This window comes from Comamonas sp. SY3 (assembly GCF_041730275.1).
Classification (GTDB): Bacteria; Pseudomonadota; Gammaproteobacteria; order Burkholderiales; family Burkholderiaceae_C; genus Comamonas; species Comamonas sediminis.
On the sequence record NZ_JBGTYN010000004.1, the window covers coordinates 65,718 to 91,894 of the forward strand.

At 65.3% G+C, this 26,177-nt stretch carries 21 protein-coding genes; 13 read left to right on the plus strand and 8 right to left on the minus strand.

The features are described from left to right. Nucleotides 1-31: 31 nt before the first annotated feature. On the minus strand, nt 32-1,996 hold the full coding sequence (locus tag ACCQ08_RS06925) for a sigma-54-dependent Fis family transcriptional regulator (RefSeq protein ID WP_373449303.1): 1,965 nt from the start codon (nt 1,994-1,996) through the stop codon (nt 32-34). Between the two features lie 281 nt (nt 1,997-2,277). Here ACCQ08_RS06925 and ACCQ08_RS06930 point away from each other — a divergent pair, with 281 nt between their 5' ends. Both ACCQ08_RS06930 and ACCQ08_RS06935 read left to right on the plus strand, forming a co-directional pair. Next, the gene (locus ACCQ08_RS06930) at nt 2,278-4,125 is read left to right on the plus strand and encodes a flavin-containing monooxygenase (RefSeq protein WP_373449304.1); all 1,848 of its coding nucleotides are present in this window, start codon (nt 2,278-2,280) and stop codon (nt 4,123-4,125) included. Between the two features lie 110 nt (nt 4,126-4,235). Then, nucleotides 4,236-5,216 carry a YihY/virulence factor BrkB family protein gene (locus ACCQ08_RS06935; RefSeq protein ID WP_312414394.1) on the plus strand — a complete coding sequence of 327 codons (981 nt, stop codon included), beginning with the start codon at nt 4,236-4,238 and terminating at the stop codon, nt 5,214-5,216. 68 nt (nt 5,217-5,284) lie between these two features. Here the strand turns inward: ACCQ08_RS06935 and ACCQ08_RS06940 are convergent, their stop codons facing one another. The 3 genes from ACCQ08_RS06940 to ACCQ08_RS06950 form a co-directional block, all read right to left on the minus strand. Continuing rightward, a complete protein-coding gene (locus tag ACCQ08_RS06940) occupies nt 5,285-6,586 on the minus strand; it encodes an MFS transporter (protein ID WP_312453183.1) in 1,302 nt (433 codons plus the stop codon). Between the two features lie 228 nt (nt 6,587-6,814). Continuing rightward, the gene (locus ACCQ08_RS06945) at nt 6,815-8,335 is read right to left on the minus strand and encodes an acetyl-CoA hydrolase/transferase family protein (protein WP_239810100.1); all 1,521 of its coding nucleotides are present in this window, start codon (nt 8,333-8,335) and stop codon (nt 6,815-6,817) included. 230 nt (nt 8,336-8,565) lie between these two features. Next, entirely contained in the window at nt 8,566-9,858 is a 1,293-nt protein-coding gene (locus tag ACCQ08_RS06950) for a solute carrier family 23 protein (protein ID WP_239810101.1), read from the minus strand. 277 nt (nt 9,859-10,135) lie between these two features. Between ACCQ08_RS06950 and ACCQ08_RS06955 the strand changes: the two genes are divergently transcribed. From ACCQ08_RS06955 to minE, 6 genes are all read left to right on the plus strand, one after another. Continuing rightward, a complete protein-coding gene (locus ACCQ08_RS06955) occupies nt 10,136-11,053 on the plus strand; it encodes a zinc ribbon domain-containing protein (protein ID WP_373449305.1) in 918 nt (305 codons plus the stop codon). 23 nt (nt 11,054-11,076) lie between these two features. Continuing rightward, on the plus strand, nt 11,077-11,712 hold the full coding sequence (locus tag ACCQ08_RS06960) for a hypothetical protein (protein ID WP_239810103.1): 636 nt from the start codon (nt 11,077-11,079) through the stop codon (nt 11,710-11,712). 87 nt (nt 11,713-11,799) lie between these two features. Then, the gene (locus tag ACCQ08_RS06965) at nt 11,800-13,296 is read left to right on the plus strand and encodes a hypothetical protein (protein ID WP_373449306.1); all 1,497 of its coding nucleotides are present in this window, start codon (nt 11,800-11,802) and stop codon (nt 13,294-13,296) included. A gap of 189 nt (nt 13,297-13,485) precedes the next feature. Beyond that, entirely contained in the window at nt 13,486-14,217 is a 732-nt protein-coding gene (minC, locus tag ACCQ08_RS06970) for a septum site-determining protein MinC (protein WP_373449307.1), read from the plus strand. Nucleotides 14,218-14,284: 67 nt separating this feature from the next. Then, complete coding sequence (gene minD / locus ACCQ08_RS06975) at nt 14,285-15,097, plus strand: septum site-determining protein MinD (protein ID WP_239810105.1); 813 nt, start codon at nt 14,285-14,287, stop codon at nt 15,095-15,097. A 5-nt stretch (nt 15,098-15,102) separates the two neighbouring features. After that, complete coding sequence (gene minE, locus ACCQ08_RS06980) at nt 15,103-15,360, plus strand: cell division topological specificity factor MinE (protein ID WP_021027472.1); 258 nt, start codon at nt 15,103-15,105, stop codon at nt 15,358-15,360. A gap of 548 nt (nt 15,361-15,908) precedes the next feature. Here the strand turns inward: minE and ACCQ08_RS06985 are convergent. The 4 genes from ACCQ08_RS06985 to ACCQ08_RS07000 are packed head-to-tail and all read right to left on the minus strand — an operon-like array spanning nt 15,909 to nt 19,124. After that, on the minus strand, nt 15,909-16,367 hold the full coding sequence (locus ACCQ08_RS06985) for a PaaI family thioesterase (RefSeq protein ID WP_021027471.1): 459 nt from the start codon (nt 16,365-16,367) through the stop codon (nt 15,909-15,911). Beyond that, entirely contained in the window at nt 16,364-17,524 is a 1,161-nt protein-coding gene (locus tag ACCQ08_RS06990) for an acyl-CoA dehydrogenase family protein (protein WP_239810107.1), read from the minus strand. Before ACCQ08_RS06990 ends, ACCQ08_RS06985 begins: the two co-directional genes overlap by 4 nt. Before the next feature lie 25 nt (nt 17,525-17,549). Next, nucleotides 17,550-18,743: a thiolase gene (locus tag ACCQ08_RS06995; RefSeq protein WP_373449308.1), complete on the minus strand. Its 1,194-nt coding sequence runs from the start codon at nt 18,741-18,743 to the stop codon at nt 17,550-17,552. A gap of 15 nt (nt 18,744-18,758) precedes the next feature. Next, complete coding sequence (locus tag ACCQ08_RS07000; protein WP_133856704.1) at nt 18,759-19,124, minus strand: Zn-ribbon domain-containing OB-fold protein; 366 nt, start codon at nt 19,122-19,124, stop codon at nt 18,759-18,761. A 255-nt stretch (nt 19,125-19,379) separates the two neighbouring features. On the opposite strand from ACCQ08_RS07000, the gene ACCQ08_RS07005 reads away from it, so the two are divergent. The 5 genes from ACCQ08_RS07005 (at nt 19,380) to ACCQ08_RS07025 (ending at nt 26,173) form a co-directional block, all read left to right on the plus strand. Beyond that, complete coding sequence (locus ACCQ08_RS07005; protein WP_312414344.1) at nt 19,380-20,588, plus strand: ABC transporter substrate-binding protein; 1,209 nt, start codon at nt 19,380-19,382, stop codon at nt 20,586-20,588. A gap of 82 nt (nt 20,589-20,670) precedes the next feature. Then, nucleotides 20,671-22,110 (plus strand): NAD-dependent succinate-semialdehyde dehydrogenase, encoded by a 1,440-nt coding sequence (locus ACCQ08_RS07010; protein ID WP_373449309.1) that lies wholly within the window; start codon nt 20,671-20,673, stop codon nt 22,108-22,110. Nucleotides 22,111-22,243: 133 nt separating this feature from the next. Next, on the plus strand, nt 22,244-23,065 hold the full coding sequence (locus tag ACCQ08_RS07015) for a prolipoprotein diacylglyceryl transferase family protein (protein ID WP_373449310.1): 822 nt from the start codon (nt 22,244-22,246) through the stop codon (nt 23,063-23,065). A gap of 101 nt (nt 23,066-23,166) precedes the next feature. Continuing rightward, nucleotides 23,167-24,093: a LysR substrate-binding domain-containing protein gene (locus ACCQ08_RS07020; RefSeq protein ID WP_373449311.1), complete on the plus strand. Its 927-nt coding sequence runs from the start codon at nt 23,167-23,169 to the stop codon at nt 24,091-24,093. A 79-nt stretch (nt 24,094-24,172) separates the two neighbouring features. Continuing rightward, nucleotides 24,173-26,173, plus strand: coding sequence for an aconitase family protein (locus tag ACCQ08_RS07025; RefSeq protein WP_373449312.1), 2,001 nt, complete (start codon nt 24,173-24,175; stop codon nt 26,171-26,173). Nucleotides 26,174-26,177 lie beyond the last annotated feature (4 nt).

Here is a 26,177-nt window from a genome sequence, read left to right on the forward strand (position 1 = left end):
GCCCGGGTGCCACATCACGCGACAAGAACTCTTAGGGTCGCTCGCCGTCCTGCCTGGCAAACACCCGGCTGAGCTGTTGCCGCTGGATGCGGCGGTGGATGGTCGAGCGGTTCACGCTCAGCAGGCGGGCGGCTTCGGAGACATTGCCTTGGCACTGGGCGAGCACCTGTTCCAGCGTGGGGGCATGCAGGGCATGGCCGCCGCATGCGGCGCCTGCCAAGCTTGCTTCGCTGAGCGCGTCCTGCCCCTGCGCCACTGCCGGGCTGCACTGCAGCGCATCGGGCAGGTGCTCCAGGTCGATCTGCTGCTCGGCCAGCGCGGCGGCGTAGCGCAGCGCATTGTGCAGCTCGCGCAGATTGCCGGGCCAGCGGTGGGCGCGCAGGGCGGCCTGTGCGGGCGCGCTCAGGCGCAGGCTGCAGCCTATGGCGGCGAGCATGTGCTCGGCCAGGGCCAGCAGGTCGCTGCGCTCGCGCAAGGCGGGCAGCTGCAGCTCGGCGGCGTTCAGGCGGTAGAGCAGGTCGGCGCGGAACTGGCCACTGCGCACCAGCTCGGCCAGCGGCCGGTGCGATGCGGAGATGACCCGGATATCCACCTTTTGCGGCGCACGCGCGCCCAAGGGCGTGATCTCCGACTCGGACAGCACACGCAGCAGCTTGGCCTGCAGCGCCAGCGGCATGTCGCCGATTTCATCGAGGAAGAGGCTGCCCTGGTGCGCGGCCTCGACCAGGCCGGCGCGTCCTTTGTGCGCGCCCCCCGTCCAGGTGCCGGGCAGGTAGCCAAACAGCTCGCTCTCCAGCAGCGCCTCGGGGATGGCAGCGCAGTTGATGGCGACAAAGGCACCGCTGCGGCCGCTGGCGGCATGCAGCGCGCGGGCCAGAAATTCCTTGCCGCTGCCGGTCTCGCCCTGCAGCAGCACCGGCAGGTCTTGCGGCGCCAGCCGGGCGGCCTTGTGCAGCACCTGGCCCATCGCAGCGTCGCCGGTGTTGAGCGCCTGCAGCGGCGCGGGCAGGCTGGGGCGCGGGCTGGCCTGCGCGCTGCTGCGCGGCTGGGGTGGCAGCGCATGGGCAAACCAGATGCTGCCATCACGGGCGCGCAGAATGCGCTCTTGCGCCGGGCGGTTGCGCATCAGCTGCGGCAGGGCCTGCAGGTCGGTGTCAAAAAAGCGGCCCAGCGGCTGGCCGGTCAGCAGCGGTTGCTGGCGCCAGTTCAGCCCGGCGATGGAGGCCAGCATGCGGCTGGCGGCATGGGTCATGGCGCGGATGCGGCCGCGCGCATCGACGCTGAGCGCCGCATCGGCATCGACATCGAGAAAATCCGGCGACTGCGCCAGGCGCAGCACCCAGTCGCTGCCCGATTGGGCCATCAAATTGGCCAGCTCTACCCGGCGCACGGCGGCGGTGACCAGGTGCAGCGCCATCTGCTGGCTGGCGCGGGCGGCGGGCGAGCGCAGCAGCGACAGGTCCAGCACCGCAGCGAGCTGGCCTTGCAGATCGTAGATGGGCGCGGCGGTGCACGACAGGCGCGTATGGGTGAAGTCGAAATGGTCGCTCTGGTGCACCGTCAGCGCTTCGCCGGTGGCCAGGCACGTGCCCACGGCCGAGGTGCCGGCAACATCCTCGCGCCACTGCGCGCCCAGGTAGAGGCCGGCGCTGCGCAGGTCGCTGGCATCGCTGTCATGGCCGAGAAAATCCACCGCCACGCCATGGCGGTCGGCCAGCAGCAATACATAGTCCAGGCCCTTGAGCTGCTGGTATAGGCGCTCCAGCCCGCTGCGGGCAATGCGGATCAGCGGTTCGGACTCTTCGCGGTGGGCGCGCAGCTGGCCGGCGGGCACGATATGGGCTTCGCTGGTGCGGCTCGGGTCGAGCCGGTGCTGGTCAATGCAGCGGCGCCAGCTGCCCAGCACAGCCCGGTCGCGCGCCTCTCCGTGCAGCGGGTAGCCCATGCCAAAGGCTTCGAGCTCCTGGACATGGGCGGTATAGCTGTGGATGGGCATGGCGGGTCTCCTGCAATCACCGGGCTGATTCTGTGCCTGTACCCTGGCGCTGCCAATCAGGCTTACCCGCAACAGATGCTGCAGTGCAAAAGGGCGCTTGCAACAGGTGTTGCATCGGCTGCCGCAGTGCCTGCGCCAGCGCGCTGCAGGCAAACCCGCAGCGTGCCGCCCTGGCCCAAGGAGGTTGCAGTGCAGCATGGCCGCCTGGCATGGGGCTTGCAAAAACGCTGACGCTGCGGCCGCAGAGCCGCTGCGATATTGCCCAAAAAAGGAGACAAGCCATGACAACCGCTACCCCGGCCACCCCGGATGCCACCCCCACGGCTGCAGACGCACCTGCCGCCCGCGCCCAGGCCCTGCTGGACCAGCTCAACCAGGCGCTGGCCGCCCGCGATTTTGCGGCGGCCAGCCAGTTGTTTGCCCAAGACTGCTTCTGGCGCGACCTGGTGCTGCTGACCTGGAACCTCAAGACCTGCGAAGGCCCGGCACAGGTGGCCGACATGCTGGCCGCGCAGCTGGACGCCGCCGCGCCGTTGCTGCTGCAGCTGGACCCGAACGAAGAGGTGACGGAGGCCGATGGCGTGCTGAGCGCCTGGCTGGTGGTGGATGCGCGCCATGCACGGGGCCTGGGCCATCTGCGCATCCGCGATGGCCGCATCTGGACCTTGCTGACCACCATCCAGGAGCTCAAGGGCTTTGAAGAAGCGCAGGGGATGCGCCGCCCGATGGGCGCCGAGCATGGCATACGCCGGGGCCGCAAGACCTGGCTGGACCGCCAGCAGGAAGAGGCCGAGACCCTGGGCGAGAGCCGCCAGCCTTATGTGCTGGTGATTGGCGGCGGCCAGGGCGGTATTGCGCTGGGTGCGCGGTTGCGCCAGCTGGGCGTATCGCACATCGTCATCGACCGGCAACCGCGCCCGGGGGACCAATGGCGCAACCGCTACAAATCGCTGTGCCTGCACGATCCGGTCTGGTATGACCACCTGCCCTACATTCCGTTTCCCGAGCACTGGCCGGTGTTTGCGCCCAAGGACAAGATTGGCGATTGGCTGGAGATGTACACCCGGGTGATGGAGGTGAACTACTGGTCGTCCACCCAATGCCTGGGCGCGCGCTACGACGAGGCTGCCCAGGAGTGGGAAGTGACGGTGGAGCGCGAGGGCCGCACGATGGTATTGCGCCCTAAGCAGCTGGTGTTTGCCACCGGTATGTCGGGCAAGGCCAACATCCCCCGCATCGAAGGCCAGGAGCGCTTCCGGGGCGAGCAGCAGCACTCGTCGCAGCATTCGGGGCCCGAGGCCTATGCCGGCAAGAAGGTGGTGGTGATCGGGGCCAACAACTCGGCCCACGACATCTGCGCCGCACTCTGGGAGCATGGCGCCGATGTGACGATGGTGCAGCGCTCGTCCACGCACATCGTGCGCTCCGATTCGCTGATGGACATTGGCCTGGGCGATCTGTACTCCGAGCGCGCCGTGGCCAGCGGCATGACCACGAAGAAGGCAGACCTGGTCTTTGCGTCACTGCCCTACCGCATCATGGCCGACTTCCAGGTGCCGCTGTACGACCGCATCCGCGAGCGCGATGCGGAGTTCTACCGCAAGCTGGAAGCGGCGGGCTTCATGCTCGATTTCGGCGATGACGGATCGGGCCTGTTCATGAAGTACCTGCGCCGCGCCTCGGGCTACTACATCGATGTGGGGGCCTGCGACCTGGTGATCGACGGCAGCATCAAGTTGCAGGCGGGCAAGAACAAGGGCATCAGCCACCTCACTGAAAACGCCGTAGTGCTGAGCGATGGCACCGAGCTGCCGGCCGACCTGGTGGTCTATGCCACCGGCTATGGCTCGATGAACGGCTGGGTGGCCGACCTCATCAGCCAGGAGGTGGCCGACAGGGTGGGCAAGGTCTGGGGCCTGGGATCGGACACCACCAAGGACCCAGGCCCCTGGGAGGGCGAGCAGCGCAATATGTGGAAGCCCACCCAGCAGCCGCAGCTGTGGTTCCACGGGGGCAATCTGCACCAGTCGCGCCACTATTCGCTGTACCTGGCGCTGCAGCTCAAGGCGCGGCAAGAGGGGCTGCCTACCCCGGTCTACGGCCTGCAGCAGGTGCACCACCGGCATTGAGCGCAGCGCAGGGCCAGCGCGCCGCTGCGGAATGTCAACATTGCACAGGGCGGCCAGCTATGGCCGATGGCTGACACCGGCCTGCCGCCCTTCAATGCCAGAATCAGGCGATGGTGAACCAAGACTCCACGCTCGCCCAGCGGGTGCAGCACAAGCTCAACCCTTTCCGCCCTTTCTACGATGCCGCCCAGCAATGGCTGGCGGCCGACGGTCTGCGCATGAGTGCGGCCATGTCCTTCTACGGCATGCTGAGCCTGGCACCGTTGCTGCTGCTCCTGGTGGGCGTGCTGGGCTGGTGGCTGGACCGCTCCTACATCGAGAGCAACCTGATCCACCAGGTCGAGGACATCATGGGCGCGCAGGTGGCCGATGTGGTGCGTGGCGCGCTGTCGAGCGCGCAAACCAAATCACAGGGCCTGATTGCCTCGGCCATTGGTTTTGTGATGCTGCTGTCCGGGGCCACCGGGGTGTTCGTGGAACTGCAGACTTCGCTGGAGCGGCTGTGGAACCATGGCGAGGCGGTTGACAAGAGCGATACCCCGTGGTGGTATTCGCTGGTGCAGCGTGTGCGGGGCCTGGGCTATATCCTGGTGCTGGGCTTCTTGATGCTGATCTCGCTGGTCATCACGACGATGCTGAGCATGACCACGCGCTGGGCCGGCGCCGTGTTGCATGTGGAGGCCCCCGGCATGCTGCTGGGCGTCATCAATGAGACGGTGTCCTTCCTCATCACCGTGACCTTGTTCGTCGGCATGATGCGCATCGGCACCGGCACCAAGCCCCGGCTGCGCTTTCTGATTGCCGGCGCTGCGATCGGCGCCTTCCTCTTCACCATCGGCAAGCAGGTGCTGGCCTGGTATCTGTCCACTGCAGCCGTCGTATCGGCCTATGGCGCTGCCGGCTCGCTGGTGGTGCTGCTGATGTGGATCTATTTCTCGTCCGCGATCCTGCTGTTTGCAGCGAGCTGTGCACGCTCGCTCAACGGTGCCGATATTGCGCTGCATGGCAAGGGAGGCGGCGCAGCGGAGGCGGACAGCGCACGCCTGCGGCCTGCGGCGGGCGAGGCGGCGACGGTGGATTTTCAGATCTAGAAGACCATCGCACCAACAACAATGCGCCCGAGGGCGCATTGTTTTTTGGGGGAAGGCGGGCCCGCTCTTCAGTGGGCCGGAGCCTTCACATCAAAGCCTTCGGCGCGGGTGTCATGGCGCATGAAGAACACCAGCGCAAACGCGACAACGGCCAGCGATGCCAGGAACATCACGGCGTAGACATCGTTGCCCATCTTGTCCTTGAGCGTGCCAAAGATCGTGGGGCCGATGTAGCCACCCAGGTTGCCGATGGAGTTGATCCAGGCGATGCCCGCTGCCGCAGCGGTGCCGCTCAGGAAGGCGGTGGGCAAGGTCCAGAACGTGGGCAGCGCGCTGAAGATGCCAAACGCAGCCAGGGTCACCGCCGCCATCTTGGGCACCGGTGCGGCGGTGTTGGCAGCGATCAGCAGGCCGGCAACGATGCAGGCCAGCGGAATCAGCACAAACCATTTGCGCTCCTTCATGCGGTCGGAGCCGCGTGTCCAGAAGATCATCGCGATGGCGCCGACCAGATAGGGGAAGGCGTTGATGAAGCCGACCTGCACATTGGACAGGCCGCCAAAGCCCTTGATGATCTGCGGCAGGAAGAAGCCCAGGCCGTAGAGCGGCACGGTGATGCCCATGTAGACAAAGCCCAGCGCGATCACCTTGGGGTTGAGCAGGGTCTGCTTCCAGGAGATCTTGTGGATGGATTCGCGGTTCTGGCGTTCGGCCGCCAGGGTCTGGGCGAGCCAGGCGCGTTCTTCGTCGGTCAGCCACTTGGCGTCCTGTGGGCCATCGGGCAGGTAGAACAGCACGACGAAGGTCAGGAAGATCGCCGGCAGCGCCTCCAGGATGAACAGCCACTGCCAGCCATGCATGCCGCCCATGCCGTCCATGTCGAGGATGAAGCCGGAGATGGGCGCGCCGATCACCGTGGAGATCGGAATGGCGAACATGAACCAGCCGACGATGCGCGCGCGGTAGGCGGCCGGGAACCACAAGGTGATGTAGAAAATGACGCCGGGGAAGAAGCCCGCCTCGGCAATGCCCAGCAGAAAGCGCACCACGTTGAAGCTGGTGGCGCTGTCCACCCAGGCCTGGCCGGCCGACAGCACGCCCCAGCTGAACATGATGCGGGCGATCCACTTGCGGGCGCCGAACTTCTCCAGCGCCAGGTTGCTCGGCACTTCACAGAGAAAGTACGAGAGAAAGAAGATGCCGGCCGCACTGCCGAAGACGGCGGCGGAGAAGCCCAGGTCCTTGGACATGCTGGCCCCGGCAAAGCCGATGTTGACGCGGTCGAGGTAGGCGATGAAGTAGCAGACCATCAGCAGCGGCAAGAGCCGCCAGCTGATCTTGGAGATGGTGCGCTGTTCCAGGGTGTCCATGTTGGTCTCCGATGCTGTTATGGGTAGGACGTGCGGTAGAGGTGCTTCACTTTTGATAGCTGTATGTTCAGTTATTTCAAAAGCTGGTGCGGCTTTTCGATAGCGGCTGCCATCGGGTCGCCGCTATTGTGCGCTGCAGCGCCCGCTGCCGCAATTGCGTCGGAGACAGATGCAAAACGCCCCGCGCAGCGCAGGCTGGCGGGGCGTCCGGGTGATCGGGTGGGTGGATCAGGCGGTCTTCATCGAGCCGGTATCCAGGTAGCGCTGGTGCCAGGACAGCGCCTCGGTCAGGATGTGCGGCGTATGCAGGCCGGCCGACTGCTGCATCGCACGGTCCACATAGTCCTGCAGCATCGGGCGGAAGTCGGGGTGCGCGCAGCGCTCGATGATGACCTTGGCGCGCTGCTTGGGCGAGAGGCCGCGCAGATCGGCCAGGCCTTGTTCGGTGACGATGATCTGTGTGTCGTGCTCGGTGTGGTCCACATGCGAGCACATGGGCACGATGCAGGAGATGTGGCCGTTCTTGGCCACCGAGGGCGTGACGAAGAAGGACAGAAAGCCGTTGCGGGCAAAGTCGCCACTGCCGCCGATCCCGTTCATCATGCTCGAGCCCATCACATGGGTGGAGTTGATGTTGCCGTAGATGTCGGCCTCGATCATCGAGTTCATCGCGATCACGCCCAGGCGGCGTACCAGCTCGGGGTGGTTCGAGATCTCCTGCGGGCGCAGGATGATGCGGTCGCGGTAGAAGTCGATGTTCTCCTCGAAATCGCGGTAGGCGGCAGACGACAGCGAGATGGCGGTGGCCGAGGCGCGCGCCATCTTGCCGCTGCGCAGCAGGTCAAGCATGCCGTCCTGCAGCACTTCGGTGAAGCCCAGCAGGTTGTCGAAGGGGCCGGTCAGCAGGCCGGCCAATACCGCATTGGCCACATTGCCCACGCCCGACTGGATCGGCAGCATCTGCTGGGGCAGGCGGCCCATCTTCATCTCGTGCGAGAGAAAGTCGATGATCGAGGCGGCAATGGTGTTGGAGTTGGCATCCGGCGCGGCAAACACATTGTCGCGGTCGCCCTTGTGGGTCTCGACCACGGCTACCACCTTGTCCAGGTCCACCTTCAGGTAGCCCTCGCCGATGCGGTCGTCGGCATGCGTCATGCGGATGGGCACGCGGCGCGGCGGGATCGCCGTGCCGTAGTAGATGTCGTGCATGCCTTCCATCCTGGCGGGCGGCTTGGTGTTCACCTCGAGGATCACCTTGTCCGCAATCTCCAGCCAGGTCTTGTTGTTGCCCACGGCGGTCGACGGGATCAGCAGGCCATCGGCGGTGATGCCCAGCACTTCGACCACAGCCACATGCATGGGGCCCAGAAAGCCGAACCAGGCGTGCTGGGCCACATGCGAGAGGTGCATGTCGATGAAGTCGATGTCACCGGCATTGATCGCCTTGCGCGCGATCGGGTCGGTGTTGAACGGCAGCCGCTGGCCAATGGCCCCGGCCTCGGCCATCACACCATCGCATTCGGCGGCGGTGGACGCGCCTGTCCAGACATTGAGCTTGTAGGGGCGGCCGGCCGCATGCTCGGACTTGGCATGGGCGGCGATGGCCTGTGGCAGCGCCTTGGGATAGCCGGCGCCGGTGAAGCCGCTCATGCCCACATTGGCGCCAGCGGGGATCAGGGCAGCCGCGTCGGCAGCGGACATGATGCGGGAGTGCAGCGCGCTGCAGCGCACGCGGTCATTCAACGACATGGGGAAGACTCCGGGAGGGTGTTTTCGTTATTGTCTACAGATGCAGCCCAGCGGCAATGGCCGGGCGGCGAGGCGGGCAAATCTTAGCAGTCGTTGCACGCGAAACCATTTGGGATCCGGGAATACCCGATTGTGGATAAGTGCTACTGCAATGCCCATTTATTGTTGCGCTGCAACAATTTAGCGCAAGAAAAAAGCCCGGGACAACCGGGCTTGAGGAGATGTGCCGCTCAGCGCTTGTCGCTGCGGTTGAGCAGTTGGTAGAGGATGATGGCGCCGAAGGTCGCGGTCCCGATGCCGCCCAGCGCAAAGCTGCCGAATTTCAATGTGAAGTCACCGGTGCCGATGATCAAGGTGATGGCGGCGACGATCAGGTTCTTGTTCTGCGAGAAATCCACTTTGTTCTCCACCCAGATCTTGGCGCCGGCCACCGCAATCAGGCCAAACACCACAATGGACACACCGCCCATGACAGGCAGCGGAATCGCCTGGATCAGCGCGCCGAACTTGGGCGAAAAACCCAGCAGCAGCGCAATGAGGCCGGCCACCATGAAGACAGCGGTCGAGTAGATGCGCGTTGCGGCCATCACGCCGATGTTTTCTGCATAGGTGGTCACACCCGTGCCGCCCACGCCGCCGCTGACCATCGTGGCCACGCCGTCACCGATGAAGGCCCGGCCCATGTACTGGTCCAGGTTGCGGCCGGTCATCGCGGTCACCGCCTTGATGTGGCCCAGGTTTTCGGCGACGAGGATGATCACGATCGGCGCGATCAGCACCATCGCTTGCGGGCTGAACTGGGGGGCCGAGAAGTTGGGCATGCCGATCCAGGCGGCCGAGGCCAGGCCCGACAGATCCACCGGCTTGCCCAGACCCATGCCATTGGTGAGGATGGCGTAGATGATGGACGCTGCCATCAGGCCCACCAGGATCAGCAGGCGCTGCACCATGCCCCGGGTGAGCACGGCCACCATGCCGACGCAGACAAAGGTCATCGCCTGCATCCAGCTCTCGAAGTTGTTGCTGGCCATGTTCTTGACGGGAACGCTGGCGAGGTTCAGGCCGATCACCGCGACGATCGCGCCCGTCACCACCGGTGGCATGAAGCGCTCGATCCACCCGGTACCCACCACCTGCACGATGAAGCCGATCAAGGTGTAGAGCAGGCCGCAGGCAATGATGCCGCCCAGCGCCATGCCGATGTTGGCATTGGGCCCGGAGCCGGCATAGCCGGTGGCGGCAATCACCACGCCGATGAACGCAAAGCTCGATCCCAGATAACTGGGCACCCGGCCGCCGGTGATCAAAAAGAAGATCAAAGTGCCGACACCACTCATCAAAATGGCGACATTCGGGTCAAAACCCATCAGAATGGGCGCCAGAATGGTCGAGCCAAACATGGCGATGACATGCTGCACCCCCATGATCGAGGTTTGTGGCCAGGGCAGGCGCTCGTCAGGCGCGACGACATCGTCAGCGCCCGGGCGCACTTCACGCCAGCGGGGAAGGAAGGATTCAGACATGGTATGGGCAGGCCGCGTGCAGGGCTGCGCCGGTGGGCGCAATTGCAGGCGGGCGAGAGAAAAGGTGCTGCATCATAGTGAATTTGCCAATCCTTGTAGAGAGAGGGAAACTCTCTAACCAGGAACCCATGCAGTGCGGCCGGGACGGCGATGCTGCACGGTGTGGCGCCATGGCACTGGCCCAATGGGTCAATGCAATAGATAATCACAATGATATTCAGAACAAATACGGTAGGTTGCTTTCGGCAGCCTGTACGTCCAGGGAGAGAGGGTTTCGATGAACTGTGTGCAATGTGGCGAGGCATTGGCCGCCAACGCCAAATTCTGTCGGAAATGCGGCTGCAAGGTGCAGTCGGAGCCGCTGTCCGAGGCGCTGGCCAGCCCCCGCAGCCTGCCGGCAGCGCCGGTGGCCGCCTATGCAACCTGCCCCGACTGCGGCGCGCTGTGCAAAGGGCAGGCATTGTTTTGCAAGCAATGCGGCTGCCGCTTTGAGGAAAGCCCCGGGTTTCAGGACACCGCGCCCGACTGGGACGCCCCGCTGAGCCCGGCCGAAGAGAAGGCCATTCTGGTCTTTGGCAATGTGCAGGACAGCTCCGAGCCCGCGTCCACGCTGCCCGGTGAGCGCATCCAGACCAGCGCCGCGATGGTGATCGGTGGTGCGGCGGCCAGCTCGGCAGCGGCCGTGCCGGCGCCTGCCTTGCGCGAACCCGACGTGCCGCTGTGGCAGACCGATGCCGCTGCCAGGCGTGCCCCTTCCACCGCCCCGGACCCCAGCCTGCGCCCGCGTGCCGGCGCGCAGGTGCGCAACCCCATGCCCGAAGCCCCGGTGCCCTCCAGCGGCCACGGGCTGCGTATTATGTTGGCACTGTTGGGCCTGGTGGTAGTGGCCGCAGGCGGTGCCTGGTGGTGGAAGAGCCAGCAGGGGCGCCCTGCAGCGGGCAGCGTGGCGGCGCCCAGCGTCTCCGCCCCTGCCGCCGTCGCTGCGCCGGTAGAGGCGGCTGCGCCGGCGATGGTCGAGACCAATGCTGCGCTCGCCCCCAATGAATCGCTGGTAGCCCCGGCAACTGCCGAGGAGGCCGTGGCCGCTGCGGTGCCCATCGAAGAAGCGGCTGCCCCTGCGCCCGCACCGGCGCCGGCCCGGCCAGCCGTGCGCAAGCCGGCGCGCCCCCAAACCCTGGATGATTTGCTGAATTGAAGGAGAGCATTGTGAAGCTGTTGATGAAAATGTCCGCCCTGGTGTCGGTGCTCGCGCTGGCGGGCTGCGTGGCGCCCCCGCCAGAACCCGCACCTGCGCCCGCGCCAGCGGTGCCGGTCCAGGTGGAGTGCGGGGTTGCGTCGCCCCCCGGCTGCCGTGAGCCTGCCGTGCCACCTGCACTGGTGACCTGGGAGCAGAAGATCAAGGGCGAGATCGACCAGGCCGAGGCGCTGCGCGTCCGCGCGGTCGAGGCGATGTCGGCGCTGCCGGTCAAGCAGCGCATCTCGGGCAGCAAGACCACCACCACCGAGCAGGTCTTCAGCTCCAGCCAGTCGCCTGCGACGCGCGGCATGCCGGTGCTCGATGCGGTATCGCTCGATCTGCCCTGGGCCGCCAAGTCGCGCCAGGAGCACAAGGATGCGATGGTTGCCATCAAGGACATCGCCACGATGATGGCCGACAACCGGGGCGGCGCCACGATCTTTGTCACCGTCTCGCCGCGCGATCTGCGTGCCAAGAAGGTCAATACCAATTCCGGCACCGCACCCACCGAGGCCGGCAACCCGGTCGAGGTCAAGAAATCGGCCGACAAGAATGTCCCACCGGGTATCGAGCACTTCGTGATCCAGGCCAAACCCTGGCCCAGCCGCATCGATTGAAGCCACCACCCGCGCCTGTAGCAGCCATGCGCGCCCCTGCGGGGCCGCTGGCCCCACCCAACGATAACCACGACGAAGGAATCGCTGATGTCTTCTCCCAAATCGATGCTGAAGTCCATTGACTTTGGCCAACTGATGCGAGCGGCCGAGGGCCTGACCCAATGGCGTGTGCTCGGCCTGTCGTTCCTGACCTGGCTGGCCGGCGGCCTGGTGATGGTGGGCGGCCAGATGCTGGCCACCCGCGCGGGCAGCATGCTGCTGGCGCTGCTGTTCCTGGTCATCGCCTCGGTGGTGTTCTCGGCCGGCATGTCGGCAGTCGGCATCCTGCTGCAGGACAAGGCCAAGGATGTGGAGCAGCGCAGCGTGGCTGCCGCCATCCGGGCGGGCCTGCTGTGTGTCCCGCGCTTCATCCTGTTTGGCCTGCTGGTACTGGCCGTGGTGCTGGGCCTGTGCCTGGTGGCGGCCATTGTCTATTTCGTCTGCAAGATTCCGTTCATCGGCCCGATCCTGCTGTTCTTTGCCCATCCGGTGATGGTGATTGCCGCGTCGGTGTTCTTCATCGCGCTGTACTGGGTGGCGGCGCCGCTGCTGGCCCCCGCGATCTGGGACGGCCGTTCGCTGCGCCGCGCGGTCTCGCTGGTGCTGGCAGTGGTGCGCACGCGCCTGGTGCCGCTGGTGCTGATGCTGCTGGCGCTCTACATCGTCATCACCGTCATCACCTTGGTGGTGTTCACCGGCTTCATCCCCGGCTTTGCCTACATGACGGCGATTGCCAGCGGCGTGATCGGCCCGAGCATGATGGCGTCGATGGGCGGCATGGGCAACTCTGCCGCCTTTGGCGCGATGGCCGGCAGCGGCCATATGCTGGCCGGCACCCTGTCGACCGTGATCCTGTTTGCCGTGCTGATGGCGCTGACCATGCAGGTGATGATCATGGGCGTGAACATCATCTACCTGATGGTCACCGATGGCCTCGATGAGCAAGGTACCGAAGAGAGCCTGCAGGCCGGCATTGACCTGGCGCGCGAGAAGGCCCGCCAGGCCCAGGGCATGGCCCGCGAGGCGGCCGACAAGGTGCGCCATGCTGCGCATATGGATGGCCATGGCCACCACGGCGGCACGGCGCGTGGCCCGGCTGCACCCGTGGCTCCGGCAGCACCAGCAACGCCTGCTGCACCGGTAGCGCCGCTGAATGACATCTTTGCGCCGGCACCTGCGCCGGTCGCTCCCGTGGCTCCGGTGCCCCCGGTGACGTCGGCTCCTGCACCGGCATCGGTCGTCGCTCCGGTGCCAGCCCCAGCACCCGCAGCCCCCACACCCTCTGCTCCGGTAGCGCCAGCCCCTGTGGCGCCGGCTTCCGTGGTGCCCCCTGCGCCCGTGCAGCCGCCGGTGGCGCCAACGCCCACCACTGGCCTGGGCGCTGCAGCAGTCGTTGGCGGTGCGGCCGCATCGGCTTTGCCGCCCACGGCAGCGCCAGCGGCACCGGTGGCCTCCGAGCCCTTGCTGCGCTGCCGCAGTTGCTTTGAGGTGGTGGCGGCTGACGATGTGTTCTGCGGCCATTGCGGCTTCCAGCTCAAGCCCTGACCGGCTGAGGCATTCCCCAGGGCGCATGAGCGCCCTTTTTCATGGCACTCTGCAAGCCCCGGCCCGCATGGCCTCATTGGTAAAAGAGTGTTGTCAATCCGGGCAAAACGGCAGACCGGCTGCGGCGGTTCACGTCAAGCAGGTTACACTTTGCCGATTCATGTCCAATAAGTAGATCGGCTTATAACCATGTCAGGTGAAACAACCCAGCGCAGCGGTTTCGATATGAAAAGCGCCCAGTTGCCGGTGGTTGCGTTCGCATTGCGTTCGGCCGACCTGGAGCAATTGTCCCAGGAGTTTGCCGAGCGTTTTGGCAGCGACTCCGCGTTCTTCGACCATGACCCGGTGCTGGTCGATCTCGCGCAACTGCGCGAGAGCGGGGAGGACATCGACTTTGCGGCGCTCGTGGCGTTGCTGCGCCAGTACCGCACCACGCCAGTGGCCGTGCGCGGCGGCAGCGAGGCGCAGATGGCCAGTGCCTACGCAGCAGGCCTCATCGCCGCGCCCGAAGCGCCGCCAGCGCGCAAGGCGGCGGAACCCGAGGTGCGCGAGGTTGAGGTCGAGGTGATCAAGGAAGTGCAGCTGCCGCCCAAGACCACCCTGCGGGTCGACAAACCCATGCGTTCGGGCCAGCAGGTCTATGCGTCGGGCAGCGATGTGATCGTCAACGCCATCGTCAGCTTTGGCGCCGAGGTGATTGCCGATGGCAACGTCCATGTCTACGGTCCGCTGCGGGGCCGGGCCGTGGCCGGCGCCCGTGGGGACAAGAGCGCGCGTATTTATTGCACCTGTTTCGAGCCGCAGCTCGTGTCGATTGCGGGCATCTACCGCACGGTCGAGTCGGATTGGCCCGCCGAGCTGTCGGGCAAGGCTGCCGTGGTGCGGCTTGAAGGTGAGAAACTGCTGATTGAACCGCTGTGACAGGCACCAAGGGACAGCCCGGACAGGGCTTTGGACATTTGAGGACGTAAAGGGATCGGATCGAAAGATGGCAAAAATCGTCGTTGTAACTTCCGGCAAGGGCGGAGTTGGAAAAACTACCACCAGTGCAAGCTTTGCGGCCGGATTGGCGCTGAGCGGCAACAAGACTGCGGTGATCGACTTTGACGTCGGCCTGCGCAATCTGGACCTGATCATGGGCTGCGAGCGCCGTGTGGTCTATGACCTGATCAATGTGATCCAGGGAGAGGCCAACCTCAACCAGGCGCTGATCAAGGACAAGCAATTGGAGAACCTCTACATCCTGGCCGCCTCGCAAACGCGCGACAAGGATGCGCTGACGCAGGACGGGGTCGAGAAGATCCTCAAGGACCTGGCGGCGATGGACTTTGACTACATCGTCTGCGACTCGCCCGCCGGTATCGAGAGCGGCGCGCTGATGGCGATGCACTTTGCCGACGAGGCACTGGTGGTCACCAACCCCGAGGTGTCGTCCGTGCGTGACTCGGACCGCATCCTGGGCATGCTCAGCTCCAAGACCAAGCGTGCCGTCGATGGCGGCGATCCTATCAAGGAACACCTGCTGATCACGCGCTACAACCCCAACCGGGTGCAGGACGGCCAGATGCTGTCGCTGGAAGACATCCAGGACATTCTGCGCATTCCGCTGATCGGTGTGATTCCCGAGTCGGAATCGGTGCTGCAGGCCTCCAACCAGGGCACCCCTGCGATCAATCTGAGCCAGACCGATGTGTCCGAAGCCTACAAGGATGTGGTGGCGCGCTTTTTGGGTGAAGACAAGCCGATGCGCTTTACCGATGCGCAGAAGCCTGGTTTCTTCAAACGTATTTTCGGGAGGTAAGTCTGATGTCCTTGCTGTCCCTGTTCTTGGGTGAAAAGAAGAAGACCGCGTCGGTCGCCAAGGAGCGGCTGCAGATTATTTTGGCGCGTGAGCGCACGGGCCGCAGCAATAACCAGCCCGACTATCTGCCGGCCCTGCAAAAGGAGCTGATGGCTGTGATTGCCAAGTACGTCTCCATCAATCCCGATGATGTACGCGTCAATCTGGAGCGACAAGACAACCTGGAAGTCCTCGAAGTAAAAATCGAGCTGCCAGATAAGTAAGTTGCTTGGATTTTTTTCCGTGGTGCATGTGTGCTGCGGCGGATGCTGGTGATTTTTGGGGCTTTGGCAGGTTTCGTTTTTTGGTGGCGATATGGGCCCGCATGCGTTGTTGTGGCGCCTTGCCATACCGAATTGTGGGTTCTTGATTCTTGGGTGTTTGGGCGCTGTGACGGCGTCTAGCGGCTGAGGGGCGTTGACAGTTTTCGTTTTGGGGTGGCGATATGGGCCCGCATGCGTTGTTGTGGCGCCTTGCCATACCGAAGTATTGTCTGCGGCGCCACGCCTAGCCTGCGGGCCCATCTCGCCATTGGGGTGGGTGGCTCGGGCGCTCTGTGCGCTGCTGGGTTTCGTTGTTGAATACCGGAATTACCATCCTGGCATCTGGGTGCCGTTTTACTGCAGCGTTCTTGTCATTGCTTCCTCCAAAAACAAACGCGACCTTCGGGTCGCGTTTTCGTTGGGGGTAAGTCGGTGGATTTCTGGCGGGTCGTGGATAAGTGGCTGGTTTATCCACAAAACAGTGCACATGTCTGTGCTTTTCCCCTCAGTTATGCACTGGGTTCGGCCGTGTTGTCGTAGGCGTGGGCTTTCCAGTATTTGAAGGTACCTTGGGCGGTGGCCAGGATGCGGCGGTTGGCGTCATAGATGTTGGCCTGGCAGGTGCACAGCGAGCGGCCCTGGTTGATGACCCAGCCTTCGGCAACCAGCGGGCCGCGGCCAGGGTAGATGAAGCGCGAGGACATCTCTACCGTGACGGCGGTGCTCGACGGTGCGCCGGGGGCGAGCACGGCGGCGCGCGACATCGCCACATCAAGCAGGGTCATCAGAATGCCGCCGTGCGCGGCGGGCAGCTGGTTGCACAGCTCCTCGCGCAGGTCGGGCAGGTGCACGCGCACGATGCCGTCTTCAAAGTTCGGATCCTGGCGGGCGCCGATGAGGCGCAGAAACGGCACGCGGGTGTTGAGGTCCTCGATGCTCAGCTGCTGGCGGGGCGGGGTGGTGCTCATGCGGCGGCCTTGGCTTCGCGCACCATGTTGCGCGCAATGATGATCTGCTGGATCTGCGTCGTGCCCTCGTAGAGGCGGAACAGCCGCACATCGCGGTAGAAGCGCTCGATGCCGTACTCGGCCATATAGCCCGAGCCGCCGAGGATCTGCACTGCACGGTCGGCCACGCGGCCGCACATCTCGGTGGCAAACATCTTGGCACTCGATGCCTCGGTCGAGACGTTCTGGCCCGCATCGCGGCGGCGTGCGGCGTCGATGGTCATGCACTCGGCGGCGTAGAGCTCGGCCTGGCTGTCGGCCAGCATCGCCTGCACCAGCTGGAAGTCGCAGATCGCCTGGCCAAACTGCTTGCGCTCCAGCGCGTACTGCAGTGCATCGCGCAGGATGCGTTTGGCACAACCCACGGCCACGGCGGCGATGTGGATGCGGCCTTTTTCCAGCACCTTCATCGCGGTCTTGAAGCCCCGCCCCTCCTGCAGGCCGATCAGGTTGGCAGCGGGCACCTTGACGTTGTCAAAGATCACATCGCAGGTGTGGGCGCCGCGCTGGCCCATCTTCTTGTCGTACTTGCCAAAGCTGATGCCCGGGCTCTTGGCATCGACGATGAAGGAGGACACGCCGCCGGCGCCCTTGTCGGCCGGGTTGGTACGTGCCATCAACGTGAACATGCCGGCATGGGGCGCATTGGTGATGAAGCGCTTGGTGCCGTTGACGATGTAGTGGTCGCCCTGCCTGACGGCGGTGGTGCGCAACGATGCGGCGTCCGAGCCGGCTTCGGGCTCGGTCAGCGCGAACGAGGCGATCACCTCGCCGGTGGCCAGGCGCGGCAGCCATTCGGCCTTCTGGGCATCGGTGCCATCCATCAGGATGCCTTGCGAGCCGATGCCCACCGTGGTGCCGATCACCGAGCGGAAGGCGGGCGAGGTCTGGCACAGCTCCAGCAGCACATGCACTTCCTCTTCCATCGTCAGCTCCAGGCCGCCGAATGCTTCCGGGATGGTCAGGCCGAACAGGCCCAGCTCGCGCATCTCCTGCACGATGGCTTCGGGGATCTCGTCGGTTTCGGCGACTTCGTTCTCGGCGGGCACCAGGCGCTCGCGCACAAAGCGGCGCACGCTGTCGAGCAGTGCGTCCAGGGTTTCTTGGTCTCGGATCATCGAATGTTCTCTCTCTTGAGGGCTTTTAGAGCGTTGCCGCCGTGCCCAAAATCGCCGTAGCCTGGCTCGACAGGGTGCCGCCATTGCCATGGGCCAGTGCCAGCTGGGCGCCCGCCACCTGGCGCTCGCCGCAGTGGCCGCGCAGCTGGCGCACCGCCTCGATCAGCGCAAAGATGCCGTACATGCCCGGGTGCACGCAGGACAGGCCACCGCCATTGGTGTTGACTGGCAGACTGCCGCCCGGCGCAATCGCACCGCTGGCGACAAAGGCACCGGCCTCGCCCTTGTTGACAAAGCCCAGGTCTTCCAGGAAGAGCAGGGTGTTGATGGTGAAGGCGTCGTAGAGCTCGACCACATCCATGTCTTGCGCCGTCAGGCCCGCCATCGCAAAGGCCAGCGCCCCCGACTGGCTCGCAGCGGTGACGGTGAGGTCGGGCATCGACGAGATCTGGCGGTTCCAGCAGGCCGTGGCATTGCCCAACACATAGATGGGCGCGTTCGGGCCGCGCTGGGCATCGTCTGCGCGGCTCAGCACAAAGGCGCCGCCGCCATCGGTCACCAGGCAGCAATCGCGCACGGTGAAGGGATCGGCCACCATGCGGGCGCCCAGCACCTGCTCGATGGTCAGCGGGTCGCGCATGAAGGCCTCGGGGTTCTTCTGTGCCCATTGGCGGGCCGAGACGGCCACGGCGGCGAGCTGCTCGCGCGTGGTGCCGTACTGGTGCATGTGGCGGGCCGCTGCCATCGCATAGGCGGCGACCGGCATCGTGGGCTCGAAGGGATGCTCAAAAGGCTGCGGGTCCATGAACTTGCGCGCAGCGGTGGACTCCTTGCGGCCAAAGGCGGCCGAGCGTTGGGCGCTGCCGTAGCAGACCAGCACATGCTTGCACTGGCCAGCCTCCAACGCCATGACCGACGGCAGCAGGTGGGCGATAAAGCTGGAGCCGCCCACCATGGTGCCGTTGATGTAGTTCGGGTTGATGCCCAGGTGCTCGATCACCGGCATCGGCCACATCGTGGCGTTGACGCTGCAGGTGGCCAGGCCGTCGATGTCCTGCATCGTCAGGCCCGCATCGGCGACGGCTGCATGGGCAGCGCGTGCGAGCAGCAGCATGTCGTCCGAGCCCGGGGCCTCGCCGCAGCCATAGGTGGCCACGCCGGTGATGGCGGCCTTGCCGCGCAGCGCGCGCAGGCCGCTGCTGGTATGTACTTGTGCCATGTCTTATCCCTCTTGTTATGCGGCTTTGAACACCACCAGGCCCTTGCCGTTGTGCTCGATCACCTCGGCCTGCACGGCCATGCCGATCTTCACATCGGCGGGCGCCATGCCTTCGACGCGGCTCATCATGCGCGGGCCTTCTGCCAGGTCCACCAGCGCGACGTTGTAGTCGCCACCGGCCTCGGCCTTGCGGCGGATCACCGTGGTCGAGTAAACCGTGCCTTTGCCACTGGGTTGCTCCCAGGCCAGCGCATCGCTGCCGCAATGCGGGCACAGCTCACGGGGATAGAAGATGGCCTGGGCGCAGGCCTTGCAGCGCTGAATCTGGAAGCTGCCCGTATCCAATGCAGCCTGGTACTGGCTTGACATCGAGGGTGTCATTGCGGAGTCTTTCTGAGGAGATAGCGGATGGTCAAGCATGGGCCTAATGCCTGCTGCACGCAATTATTGGTTGCCGAAGAGGGGGTTTGGCCGCGCTTGACGAACCTGGGTGACAGCAGTTTGGTATAGAAAACCATCAGGGTTTTCTAGGCTTTGGCACAGCCTAAGGTGCTGCTTCGCAAATGCAGAAACCAGGGGGCCAGAAATCTCTAGCATCGTCTGTCAAACGCTTTCTATAAAACCGGAGACAAGACCATGAAAATGACCGCGCTGGCTTTGGCGATGGCCGCATGCTGCACCACGGGCGCGCAAGCGCAGGGCATCTCTGACGACGTCGTCAAGATTGCCGTGCTCAGCGACATGTCCGGCCCCTATGCCGACACCGCAGGACGCGGCTCGGTGGAAGCCGCCCGTATGGCGGTGGAGGACTTCGGCGGCAAGGTCGGGGGCAAGAAGATCGAGGTGGTGTTTGCCGACCACCAAGGCAAGGCCGACGTCGGTGCCAGCCGCGCACGCACCTGGTTCGATACCGATGGCGTGGACGTGGTGGTCGACCTGAACAACTCGGCCGTGGCGATGGCCGTCTACAACCTGGCCAAGGAGCGCAACAAGCTGGTGCTGACCTCGGGCGGCGCATCGGACGCGCTGACCAGCGAGGCCTGCATGCCCACCGGCATCCACTACACCTATGACACCTATGCGATGGCCAGTGGCGTGGCCCATGCGATGCTGGAAAAAGGCAAGAAGGACTGGTACATCATGGCGGTGGACTATGCGTTCGGCAAGGCCGGCGCCGAGACGGTGACCAATATCGTCACCAAGGGCGGCGGCAAGGTCGTGGGCCGCACCAACTTCCCGCTCAATGCCAGCGATTTCTCGTCCTTTGTGCTGCAGGCGCAGGAGTCCAAGGCCTCGGTGGTCACGTTGGTGAGCGCGGGCAATGACACCATCAATGCGATCAAGTCGGCCAAGCAGTTCGGCCTGATGCAAAAGCAGACGGTGGCGCCCCAGTTCATGTTCATCCAGGACGTGCATTCGCTGGGCCTCAAGACCGCGCAAGGCCTGACCTTTGCGACCGCCTTCTACTGGGACCGCACGCCGGAGACGCGCGCCTTCTCGCAGCGCTTTTTTGAGCGCATGGGCAAGAAGACCATGCCCTCGATGGTGCACGCCGGCACCTACTCGGCCGTCACCCAGTACCTGAAGGCCGTGGCCGCCACCCAGACCGACGACGGCCCAGCGGTGACCAAGTACCTCAAGTCCAACAAGATCGAGGATTTCTTCAGCCAGAACGGCCATGTGCGTGAGGACGGCCGCATGGTGCACGACCTCTACCTGGTGCAGGTCAAGTCCCCCGAGGAATCGAAAGGACCCTGGGACTATTACAAGGTGCTGGCCACCATTGCGGGGGACCAGGCGTTCCGCCCCATGGCCGATGGCAAGTGTGCTTTTGTGAAGAAATAAACACAGTCTTATCCACAAGCCACGCGGTCTTCTTTTCAGAAAGACCGCGTTATGCATTCCAAACCCCTGGCAGGAGCCACCGATGTCCCAAGCTTATCCACAGTTGCAGCTGTTTATCAACGGCCAATGGCTGTCCGCCGACGGCCGCAAGAGCGAGCCCGTCATCAACCCGCTGGACGAGTCCACACTGGGCCAGCTGCCCCATGCCAGCCCAGCCGATCTGCAGGCCGCCCTGCAGGCCGCCAACGCCGCGTTTGAAGGCTGGAAGCGCACCTCACCGCTGGCCCGCTCGGACATCCTGCGCAAGGCCGCCAGCCTGATCCGCGAACGTGCCGACCACATCGCCCGCTGCATGACCCTGGAGCAGGGCAAGCCCGTGCGCGAAGCCAGGCTGGAAGTGCTGGCCGCTGCCGACACCTACGACTGGTATGCCGAGGAGGGCCGCCGCAACTATGGCCGGCTGGTGCCGGGCAAGACCCCGACGCAGCGCATTGCCGTGCACCATGAACCGGTTGGCGTCTGCGCCGCGTTTGCGCCCTGGAACTTCCCCGCCATCACCCCGGCACGCAAGATTGCCGGCGCCCTCGCTGCGGGCTGCACGCTGGTGCTCAAGCCCGCCGAGGAAACCCCCGCCACCGCCCAGGAGCTGGTGCGCGTGCTGCACGATGCCGGCCTGCCCGCTGGCGTGCTGAACATGGTGTTCGGCGTGCCTGCCGAGGTATCGGGCTACCTGCTCGACCAGCCCGAGGTGGCCAAGTTCTCGTTCACCGGCTCCACCGCCGTGGGCAAGATGCTGGCCTCGCATGCCGCCAAGAGCATGAAGCGCGCCACCCTGGAGCTGGGCGGCCATGCGCCGGTGATCGTCTGGAAGGATGCAGACATCGAGAAAGCCGCCGACGCCCTGGTCGCCGGCAAGTTCCGCAACGCCGGCCAGGTCTGCATCTCGCCCACACGCTTTTATGTGCACCGCGATGTGTTCGACCGCTTTGTGAGCGCCTTTGTCGAGCGCACCAAGAAGCTCAAGGTCGGCAATGGCCTGGACGAAAGCAGCCAGATGGGCCCGCTGGCCAATCCGCGCCGCATCGAGGCGCTGACCCGCCTGATCGCCGATGCGCAAGACAAGGGCGCCACCTTGCACACCGGCGGCAAGCGCATGCCCGGCAAGGGCTTCTTCTGGGAGCCCACCGTCATCAGCAACCTGCCCGAAGACGCCGGTCTGATGAACGAGGAGCCCTTTGGCCCCGTCGCGCTGATCAATCCCATCGCCGACATGGACGAAGCGCTGCAACGCGCCAACCGCCTGCAATACGGCCTGGCCGCCTATGCCTTCACGCAGGACAGCGCCGTGCGCCAGCAGCTCTCCAACGGCGTGCAGACCGGCATGCTGGGCATCAACACCTTGAACATCTCGATGGCCGAGGCGCCCTTTGGCGGCGTCAAGGAAAGCGGCTGGGGCTCGGAGTGCGGTATTGAAGGGCTGCAGGCTTACTGCAATATCAAGCTGGTGAGCGAGGACCACTAATACCCACCGGCCCATGGCTGGCTCCTGCTGCGGGGCCAGCGATGGAACCAAACAGCGCGCCAGGTATTCAGACAGCAGATTCGCCGCTGGTGTGCCTTCACACCAGCGCCTTCTGTTTTTAAAAAATACAACGATGAGCGCAAGTTTGCAGATCGGGCCGTTTTCGCTGCCCTGGGGTTTGGTCATTTTGATGCTGGCATGGCTGCTGGCCGATGTGCTGCTGGCGCGCTGGGCGCGACAGCGGGGACTGTCCACGACGCCACATGCCTGGCTGCTGCCGCTGTTGGCGCTGGTCGCAGCGCGGCTGGGCTTTGTGGCGCGTTATGCCGATGACTACCTGGCGCAGCCACTGGCGCTGTTCAATGTGCGCGATGGGGGCTGGGAGCCCTGGGCGGCGCTGGCGGTAGCCGTTGTTTACGTTTGGTGGCTGTGGCTGCGCAAAAAGGCGGTGTTCCAGCCGCTGGCGGGTGCGGCGGCGCTGTTTGCAGTGCTGTGGCTGGGCAGCAATGCGCTGGTCCATCACTTCTCCTCCAGCGCCAAGGCCTTGCCGCAGCTGTCACTGGTGGCGCTGGATGCCCAAACCCATGCGCTCGACCAGTTCAAGGGCAAGCCCGTGGTGATCAACCTCTGGGCCAGCTGGTGCACCCCTTGCGTACGCGAGATGCCGGCGCTGCTGGAGGCGCAAAAGCGCTACCCGCAGGCACAGTTTCTGTGGGTGAACCAGCAGGAAGCACCCGAAGTGGTGCTCAAGGCCGCACGCGGCTTTGGCCTGCCCGATGGCCAGGTGCTGCTGGACCCGCGCAACAGCATGGGCGAGGTGGCGGGCAGCCGTGCGCTGCCTACCACCCTGTTCTATGACGCGAACGGCCAGCTGCAGGGCCAGAGGGTGGGCGAGCTGTCGGGAGCCAGCCTGAACGACTTCATGCAGAAGATCGTGCCGGCCGCAGGCAGCTAGGCCGATCGCTTGCGGCGACAGGGCGGGGCGCGCTCGGGTATCGTACGGCAGTCCGCCTCCGGGCGCTATCCTTGTCGGCTCACCATCTCGCTCGTCCCACCATGACCTCCCAGCGCCCGCCCGTCAGACGCCTCGATACCTACAGCCTGCGGCTGTTCATCGCCGTGGTGCATGCCGGCTCGATCGCCCGCGCGGCAGAGAGCGAGCACATTGCATCATCGGCGCTCAGCCGGCGCCTGTCCGACCTGGAGCATGCGTTTGGCACGGCCTTGCTGGTGCGCTCCCCTCGCGGCGTGGTGCTGACCGAAGCCGGTCGCCGGGTGTTCGAGCGGGGCATGCAGATTGATGAGGAACTGCAAGGCCTCGTGCGCGAGGTGCAGGAGCAGGGCGACGAGGTGCGCGGCACCGTGCGGCTCTACGCGAATATGTCGGCGGTGGTGGGCTTTCTGCCCGAGAAGCTGTCGCAGTTCCGCGCGCGCTATCCGCATGTGCGCATCTCCTTGCATGAGGCCGATACCCGCGAGGTGCTGCGCGCCTGTCTGGATGACCGCGCCGATGTCGGTGTCGGTGTGGCCGTGCCACCGGCCTCGGGGCTGGATGCCTGGTACTTTGCCAGCGATCCGCTGCAGGTCGTGGTTCCGCCGGGGCATGCGCTGGCCGCGCACGGCGACGTTGATTTTGCGCAGGTGCTGGCCCACCCCTTGATCGGCGTGCACCAGGGCGGCGCGCTGGACCGCATGCTGCACGAGCGCGCCGAGGCGCTGCAGCAGCGCTTCAACCCCGAGGTCTCGCTCAGCAGTTTTGATGCGGTCTGCCGCATGGTCGAAGCGGGCCTGGGCATTGCCGTCGTTCCCCAAAGCGCCGTGGCTGCTTATGCCGGCTCGGCCGGCTTTATGCTGCGGCCGCTGGCCGAGCCCTGGGCGCAGCGCGAGCTGCACCTGTATGCGCTGCGCCGCCAGCCCCAGCTGCGTACCACGCAGGCCCTGCTGCAGGTGCTGCAAGGCGGCGCGGAGCAGCTCCCCGGGTAATCCCGGTAATCGATTTTTGCGCTATCCCCTGTGCTGTCTTAGCGCTTCCTGCGGCGCGGCGCCATCGCGATGATGGGGCATGCAAAGCAACCGCCCCACGGCACTCCATTTTTCTCCGCGCATCCTGTACCTGAGCCAGAACCCCGTCTGCGTGCAGCAGGTGCTGGCTGGCGCACAGCTATCCCTGGCGGCGGCGCAGCCGCTGCGCGACGATGTCTCCACCGACGAGATTACGCCGATCGCGATCCTCACGCACTTTGACGATGCGCTGGGCCACTACCCCTACAGCGGCTTCCAGGCCGGCGGTGTGTTCCCGATTGCAGCCGGTGCGATACGGGGCAGCGGCATCGAGGTCGTTGTCGCGGGCAAGCGCTATGGCAAGGGTTCCTCGCGCGAGCACAGCCCCATGGCCGAAAAGCTGGCCGGCGTGCGCCTGGTGATTGCCGAGAGCTTTGAGCGCATCTACCGCCAGAACGCCGACAACATCGGCCTGATCACCTCGACCGACCTGAGCCTGGTCCCGCGCATTGCCGCGGGTGAGGCGATTGCCTGGCAGGAGCTGCTGGCCGGGCGCGATGCACTGGCCGCAGCCATCCTGGTGCAGGGCGGCCTGCTGGCCTTTGGCCGCACGCATCTGGCGAATGGGGCGGACCTGGCCAGCGCAGCACAGTCCGCACCAACACCCACTACCCAGCCGCGCACGCTGTTCGAGAAAATCGTCGCCCGGCATGCACTGGCCACGGCCGTCACCCCGGCCCGGCCGGTCGCTGGCGATGGCGCCTTTGTGCGGGCCGATTGGCGCTTTATCCACGAGTACTACACGGGCATGGCTGCGCACATGCTGCATGCCAGCCTGGGCCGCCCGCTGCCGCTCAACGACCCGGCCTCGATCCTGGTGTTTGAGGACCACACCTCCTATGTGCAGGAGAGCCCTGCCCATGTGCAGGGCGGCCTGGTGCCCAACGTGCAGCGGATGGTGCAGGCCCAGCGCAGCTTTGCCGCCGATTATGGCCTGCACAGCTACCGCACGCTGACGGAAGACGAGGCCTTGCGCGATGACGGCAGCAATGTGGCGGGCATCTCGCACGCGATGATGACCGAGCGCCATGCGCTGCCCGGCCAGCTGGTGGTGGGCACCGATTCGCACACCACCCACAGCGGTGCGCTGGGCTGCGTGGCCTTTGGCGTGGGCACCACCGACATGGCCAATGCCTTTGTCACCGGTGCCGTGCGCCTGACCCTGCCGCAAAGCCTGCGCATTGTGCTCGATGGTGCGCTGGCGCCCGGTGTGGCCGCCAAGGATGTGGTGCTGCACCTGCTGGCGCAGCCCTTTATCCGCGCCGGTGGTGGCGTCGGCAAGGTGTTTGAGTTCTGCGGCACGGTCATTGCCCGGATGGGCACCGACGAGCGCGCCACGTTGACCAATATGACGGCCGAGCTGGGTGGCTTTTGCGGCATCGTCGCGCCCGATGCCGAAACCGTTCGCTTTTTGCGCGAGCGGCGCGGCATCGAGGTGGTGCTGGAGGACTGGATGCACAGCGACCCGGGCGCCGACTATGCGCAGACCATCCGCATCGACTGCGCTGCCGTGCCCGCGATGGTGGCCAGCCCGGGCGACCCGGGCAATGGCCGGCCATTGGCATCGATCACTGCGCCACTGCGCATCGACATTGCCTACGGCGGCTCCTGCACCGCTGGCAAGCGCGAGGATTTTGTGCACTACCACCAGGTGCTGCACTGGGCTGCCGAGCACGGCCTGAAGGTGGCGCCCGGCGTGCAGCTGTTCCTGCAGTTTGGCACCACTGCCGTGCGCGACCACTGCGCCGCTGCCGGCTACCTCGACGCCTTCGAGCGCGTGGGCGCACGCCTGCTGCAGCCCTCGTGCGGGGCCTGCGGCAACTGCGGCCCGGGCGGCTCGGAGCGTGCCGACCAGGTCACCGTCAGCGCCATCAACCGCAATTTTCCCGGCCGTGGCGGGCCGGGCAGCGTCTGGCTGGCTAGCCCCGCCACCGTGGCGGCCAGCGCCATCGCCGGTGAGCTCATATCGTTTGAGGAGTTGAGACGCCGCTTTTCCCACTGAGAAA

What these genes read in the sequence shown, in the direction of transcription:
- minD (WP_239810105.1), top strand. Translation starts at nt 14,285, where the DNA reads ATGGCAAAAATCGTCGTTGTAACTTCCGGCAAGGGCGGAGTTGGAAAA.
- ACCQ08_RS06945 (WP_239810100.1), bottom strand. Translation starts at nt 8,335, where the DNA reads ATGTCGTTGAATGACCGCGTGCGCTGCAGCGCGCTGCACTCCCGCATC.
- minE (WP_021027472.1), top strand. Translation starts at nt 15,103, where the DNA reads ATGTCCTTGCTGTCCCTGTTCTTGGGTGAAAAGAAGAAGACCGCGTCG.
- ACCQ08_RS07010 (WP_373449309.1), top strand. Translation starts at nt 20,671, where the DNA reads ATGTCCCAAGCTTATCCACAGTTGCAGCTGTTTATCAACGGCCAATGG.
- ACCQ08_RS07000 (WP_133856704.1), bottom strand. Translation starts at nt 19,124, where the DNA reads ATGACACCCTCGATGTCAAGCCAGTACCAGGCTGCATTGGATACGGGC.
- ACCQ08_RS06965 (WP_373449306.1), top strand. Translation starts at nt 11,800, where the DNA reads ATGTCTTCTCCCAAATCGATGCTGAAGTCCATTGACTTTGGCCAACTG.
- ACCQ08_RS06940 (WP_312453183.1), bottom strand. Translation starts at nt 6,586, where the DNA reads ATGGACACCCTGGAACAGCGCACCATCTCCAAGATCAGCTGGCGGCTC.
- ACCQ08_RS07025 (WP_373449312.1), top strand. Translation starts at nt 24,173, where the DNA reads ATGCAAAGCAACCGCCCCACGGCACTCCATTTTTCTCCGCGCATCCTG.
- ACCQ08_RS06995 (WP_373449308.1), bottom strand. Translation starts at nt 18,743, where the DNA reads ATGGCACAAGTACATACCAGCAGCGGCCTGCGCGCGCTGCGCGGCAAG.
- ACCQ08_RS06925 (WP_373449303.1), bottom strand. Translation starts at nt 1,996, where the DNA reads ATGCCCATCCACAGCTATACCGCCCATGTCCAGGAGCTCGAAGCCTTT.
- ACCQ08_RS07005 (WP_312414344.1), top strand. Translation starts at nt 19,380, where the DNA reads ATGAAAATGACCGCGCTGGCTTTGGCGATGGCCGCATGCTGCACCACG.
- ACCQ08_RS06990 (WP_239810107.1), bottom strand. Translation starts at nt 17,524, where the DNA reads ATGATCCGAGACCAAGAAACCCTGGACGCACTGCTCGACAGCGTGCGC.
- ACCQ08_RS06960 (WP_239810103.1), top strand. Translation starts at nt 11,077, where the DNA reads ATGAAAATGTCCGCCCTGGTGTCGGTGCTCGCGCTGGCGGGCTGCGTG.
- minC (WP_373449307.1), top strand. Translation starts at nt 13,486, where the DNA reads ATGTCAGGTGAAACAACCCAGCGCAGCGGTTTCGATATGAAAAGCGCC.
- ACCQ08_RS06985 (WP_021027471.1), bottom strand. Translation starts at nt 16,367, where the DNA reads ATGAGCACCACCCCGCCCCGCCAGCAGCTGAGCATCGAGGACCTCAAC.
- ACCQ08_RS07020 (WP_373449311.1), top strand. Translation starts at nt 23,167, where the DNA reads ATGACCTCCCAGCGCCCGCCCGTCAGACGCCTCGATACCTACAGCCTG.
- ACCQ08_RS06935 (WP_312414394.1), top strand. Translation starts at nt 4,236, where the DNA reads ATGGTGAACCAAGACTCCACGCTCGCCCAGCGGGTGCAGCACAAGCTC.
- ACCQ08_RS06950 (WP_239810101.1), bottom strand. Translation starts at nt 9,858, where the DNA reads ATGTCTGAATCCTTCCTTCCCCGCTGGCGTGAAGTGCGCCCGGGCGCT.
- ACCQ08_RS06955 (WP_373449305.1), top strand. Translation starts at nt 10,136, where the DNA reads ATGAACTGTGTGCAATGTGGCGAGGCATTGGCCGCCAACGCCAAATTC.
- ACCQ08_RS06930 (WP_373449304.1), top strand. Translation starts at nt 2,278, where the DNA reads ATGACAACCGCTACCCCGGCCACCCCGGATGCCACCCCCACGGCTGCA.
- ACCQ08_RS07015 (WP_373449310.1), top strand. Translation starts at nt 22,244, where the DNA reads ATGAGCGCAAGTTTGCAGATCGGGCCGTTTTCGCTGCCCTGGGGTTTG.